Here is a 240-nt window from a genome sequence, read left to right as displayed (position 1 = left end):
AAATCAGATTCAAGGCTTCTTTTTGGGAGGCAGTCTTGGGTGTGATGGATCGTTTGGTGTTGAGCGACGCAGGCTGGGAGCGGATGGCGCCGCTGATCATCGGCCGGCCTGACCAGAAGGGCTCGACCGGGCGCGACAACCGAATGTTCGTTGAAGGAGTGCTGTGGATCGTGCGTACGGGGTCTCCCTGGCGCGATCTCCCGGAGGTCTTCGGCGATTGGAACAGCGTGTTCCGGCGCT

The 240-nt window shown here is 60.8% G+C and carries 1 protein-coding gene; it reads left to right on the top strand.

The annotated features are described in order from the left end of the window. Positions 1–44: 44 nt before the first annotated feature. A partial coding sequence (locus tag FNJ47_RS48795; protein WP_236000648.1) for a transposase occupies positions 45–240 on the top strand: 196 nt, incomplete at its 3' end.

Source organism: Bradyrhizobium uaiense (assembly GCF_010811875.1).
GTDB lineage: Bacteria > Pseudomonadota > Alphaproteobacteria > Rhizobiales > Xanthobacteraceae > Bradyrhizobium > Bradyrhizobium uaiense.
This window is presented reverse-complemented; position numbering and strand designations above follow the sequence as displayed.